7 protein-coding genes are annotated in these 3548 nt (G+C 49.7%); all 7 read right to left on the bottom strand.

The window, feature by feature from the left end:
• Positions 1-701: hypothetical protein (locus C7386_RS13015; RefSeq protein ID WP_437124102.1), on the bottom strand; the 701-nt coding region annotated here is incomplete at its 3' end.
• Positions 702-718: 17 nt separating this feature from the next.
• Positions 719-1126 (bottom strand): hypothetical protein, encoded by a 408-nt coding sequence (locus C7386_RS13010; RefSeq protein WP_116705717.1) that lies wholly within the window; start codon positions 1124-1126, stop codon positions 719-721.
• Positions 1127-1165: 39 nt separating this feature from the next.
• Positions 1166-1942: a single-stranded DNA-binding protein gene (gene ssb / locus C7386_RS13005; RefSeq protein ID WP_116705716.1), complete on the bottom strand. Its 777-nt coding sequence runs from the start codon at positions 1940-1942 to the stop codon at positions 1166-1168.
• A 183-nt stretch (positions 1943-2125) separates the two neighbouring features.
• Positions 2126-2578 (bottom strand): relaxase/mobilization nuclease domain-containing protein, encoded by a 453-nt coding sequence (locus C7386_RS13000; RefSeq protein WP_116705715.1) that lies wholly within the window; start codon positions 2576-2578, stop codon positions 2126-2128.
• A 213-nt stretch (positions 2579-2791) separates the two neighbouring features.
• On the bottom strand, positions 2792-2965 hold the full coding sequence (locus C7386_RS13555) for a hypothetical protein (protein WP_158557299.1): 174 nt from the start codon (positions 2963-2965) through the stop codon (positions 2792-2794).
• Positions 2958-3212 carry a hypothetical protein gene (locus tag C7386_RS12990; protein WP_116705713.1) on the bottom strand — a complete coding sequence of 85 codons (255 nt, stop codon included), beginning with the start codon at positions 3210-3212 and terminating at the stop codon, positions 2958-2960. The genes C7386_RS13555 and C7386_RS12990 overlap by 8 nt, the downstream gene beginning before the upstream one ends.
• A 7-nt stretch (positions 3213-3219) precedes the next feature.
• Positions 3220-3548, bottom strand: a 329-nt coding sequence (locus tag C7386_RS12985; RefSeq protein ID WP_133241604.1) for a 3'-5' exonuclease, incomplete at its 5' end; no start/stop codon positions are given.

Raw genomic sequence — 3548 nt, 5'->3', positions numbered from 1 at the left:
TAGTCGCTGATCGTGCGCTCGCTGGATACCGAGCCGTCCGCATGATGGTTCACGAGGTACGGTGCTTCGCTATCCGGCTGGTCGAGCAATTCGTACTGATATTCAAAGCTGTTCTCCTCGCCGGTCGGGTAACGATGCTGTTTGAGCAGGCCAGCCAGCTTGAGCTGCCGCCAGATGGAGGAAAAGCGCTTAATGTGCTCCATGCAAAACGCCTGTACACCAGCCGGGTTAAGAGAAAAATCCGGGATATTGATAAGATGCGCGACCACGCCGAAAAGACCCTTAACAGCCAGCGGAATACGCTTGCTGCGCAGGATCGAGTTCGGAATTTGCGTGAAATCACGCTTGCTCTCGCCGGACAGAATGATACGGCAGTCACCGGTTACAAAGTCTGCATCGGCAATAAAAGCGTGCGGCGCAGCCGCAGACGGCTCCTGCATCAGCTCATAACGATGAATAAACGCACCGGAAGATGCGCGCGCAGTATAATGTTTGAGATAACCGGCGGTAAGCAGCTCACACCATGCCTTGTCCATGGCGTAGTTAGTGCCGCAGACCTTTGCCAGCTCGCGCTTAGTCAATGCCCAGTCCGGCATACCGACATAGCTGGAAATAACGAGATAAAGCCCCTTTGCCGTCAAAGACAGGGACTTATCTCGCAGTATGCAGTTGTAGCCGATGGTAAAGCCGGTGTTGGACATTAAGGGAAACCTCCTTGCTACCCTGCGTTAGCTGCAAGGTAGCGATTGAGTAAAATACGCGCATGATCGGCAGAAATACCGCCGCCGATATTGTTAGCAACCTGCTGCCAGGGCAGGCCATCTATGTAGCGCAAAGCTATGATTTGACGCACGAGGGGATCGTGAATTGTGTTGATATATGACCAGATTTGAATGTAAAGCGCTGCACTATCTAAGACGCGCTCTTTGATCTGCTGCTCCAGCACATCAATCATGGATACAAACTTGTCTGTGCGGTCGCTGCCGCGCAGCAAACCGATATGAGGTAAACCGCTGATGGACGATGTGCAGCCGGTAAGAAGTGCGTACAGCTCTTGCAGACGCTCTAAGTCGCGGGAGATTTCAGAGTTCAGCAGTGTAAGCTGTTCTAAATCGCTTTTCGTCACCGGCGTGCACCTCCTTTGTGTTCCGATAGAACACACATTTTAGATCATAACATCACGATCATCATCGACATAACCTGTCGGCATATCATTATAGACTGGGATAGACGGCTGCGGCTGCTGCGCGGGTTCAGCACTGTGAGGGAAGGTAATGCTGTGATTGATGCCCGGTTCCAGATTTACATTGACCGAACGAGCAACCGGGCGGAAGCCAGTCGGCGCAGTTACCTCAGTGATAATGTAATCACCTGCGGACAGACCGACAATAGATGCAATGCCGTCTGCATCGGTGCCGTTATGCAGGCTGACCGTTGCACCGTCCATCGTATACAGGTCGTAGACGGCGTTTGCAAGCACATTGCCCGTAAGGGTATCTACGGCCACAATCTGCAATCCACTGCGTTCCTGCTCGTTCTGCGGCGCGGCCTGCGGCACTGGTGTTTCCTCCGGCTCTGCGGTCTGCGGCGGCTGTTCCTGCTCACGCGCGATACGCTGCTTTTTGGTTTCGCCAAACTGCACATTGTCACACTGGATTTCATAGTCTACACGGGTCTTGCCAGTGTTCTTATCTGTCCACATATGCGAGGTGAGCTGACCGATCACGATAGCCAGCGTACCTTTCTGAAACCACTGTGACACAAACTCTGCTTGCGCGCCATAAGTCACGCAGGGGATAAAGTCGGTAACATCTGCGCTGGAACGGCGGCTGACAGCAATGCGAAAGGTTGTGACCGGCTTATTGCTGCGCGTGTAGCGCATTTCTGGTTCGCCGGTTAAGCGGCCCATGAATACGCAGTTGTTGATAGAAATACTGCTCATTTCGTCCTCCTTATCTGATGAAAAGCCAGAAAATTCGTAAAAATACCATGATTAAAAGAAAAAACGGTGGGAAAAGCTGCACTAAGCGTTTCGGCAGCGGCATATCGTCGTGCGCGATCAACCAGAGCGCATAGCTTGCCATTAAAACAGTGATGAGGGACGCGAGGATCATGTAAAACAGTTTCATTGATTTACCATCATTTCACGATATAGGTGATCAGACTGATCTTTCATATTTTGTAGTTCATCTCTGCTTTGCTGGAGTTTGTGTCCATCTACGTAACTCACACTATTCACAATAAAATGTGTGTGCAAATATTCCGTATCAGTGTGTGTAGCAATCAGCACCTCAAAGTCCGCCCATTCGGGAAGTGCTTCGGCCAGTTGATACGCAATCTGATGAGCCTGTTCAGGCGAAATGTTTTCGTCCTTGGCGAAACTTTGAATGAAATGTTTATACGTTCGCCCACCATTTTTCCCCCATAGACGTTTTGTTACTTCCATTTCATCTTTAACCGTAAACGGTGTACAATTCCAACCGCTCAACAAATTTTCACTGGTTTTTCGTTTGTCCATTACACGGGTAAGTACGGTTCTAATGGGTGATTTACCGGATATTGCTTTGATAATAGGCAATGTTATTCACCTCGATCATTGTTGAGGAAACAGATTAGATGCGGCTGGCGATGCAGCATGATACACGCGGGATCGTAATCTGTAATACAGCGGAACGCAAAGCGTATATCGCGCTCTTGTCCATATGAGAAACGCAATATGACCAGATCGCCATTATCCTCGTGGTACGCGATTACAGCGAGATCTTCCGGTGCAAGGCAGGTGCGAGGGATTTTACGCATCGTTCACACCTCCGTTCGCTTTGCGGCAAGAAGCAAGCTGCTCGATCAGCTCCGACCGGCGCGCAGATGCGATACTGTGCTTGATGCAGTCCGGTGTAGCACTGGACTGCTTTTCAAGATCGGACGATGTTGCAGGCACGCTGTAAATGATAGATAACTCAGTCATCAGGGTTATCCTCCTTGTGCAGCAGCATAATATTGCGGATAATAACAGCGGTATGTGCGGTTGGATTTCGCAAATAGCGTGAATGATATGCTTCACTCTTGATAAAATCCCGCGCCAGCGCTGCTTTAAGCTGCTCAATATCATTAGCGTTTTGCAGCTTGACCGGTAGCTCTACGCAGCAGTCCAGTTCGGACGGCGTGCCGCCATCAGGAATACAAAGATAATTTAAGTGATAAGTATAAGTCATAGCAATATTACTTGATAATCTTCATCATGTTGTAGCAGTACAAAGTGGCTTTGGCATCTGCAAGGCTGTTGTGTGCTGCACCCTCCCACTGGTAATCAAAATGTTTTGTACAGGTAGAGAGCGAAGCGCGTCTGTGAGTACCGCCGTTGGCGTTGAGGTAGTCCACAAACATCTGCATGACATCAATTACGGTTAGATGCTCGGTCGGTATGCCAATGCGGTCAAGAAAACCGAGGTCGAACGATGTATTATAACCGATGCAGACAGACATCTCGGAGAAAATCTCTACAAGCTGCGGCAACAACTCATGTGGATACGGCGCACCTGCGACCATTT

The sequence above is a fragment of the Agathobaculum butyriciproducens genome (genome assembly GCA_003096535.1).
GTDB classification, from domain to species: domain Bacteria; phylum Bacillota; class Clostridia; order Oscillospirales; family Butyricicoccaceae; genus Agathobaculum; species Agathobaculum butyriciproducens.
Note: the sequence above shows the minus strand (reverse complement) of the source record. Positions and strands in the feature narration are given on the sequence as shown.

Coding starts and splice junctions, on each gene's coding strand:
- ssb (WP_116705716.1), bottom strand. CDS start 1,942: ATGAGCAGTATTTCTATCAACAACTGCGTATTCATGGGCCGCTTAACC.
- C7386_RS13555 (WP_158557299.1), bottom strand. CDS start 2,965: ATGACTGAGTTATCTATCATTTACAGCGTGCCTGCAACATCGTCCGAT.
- C7386_RS12990 (WP_116705713.1), bottom strand. CDS start 3,212: ATGACTTATACTTATCACTTAAATTATCTTTGTATTCCTGATGGCGGC.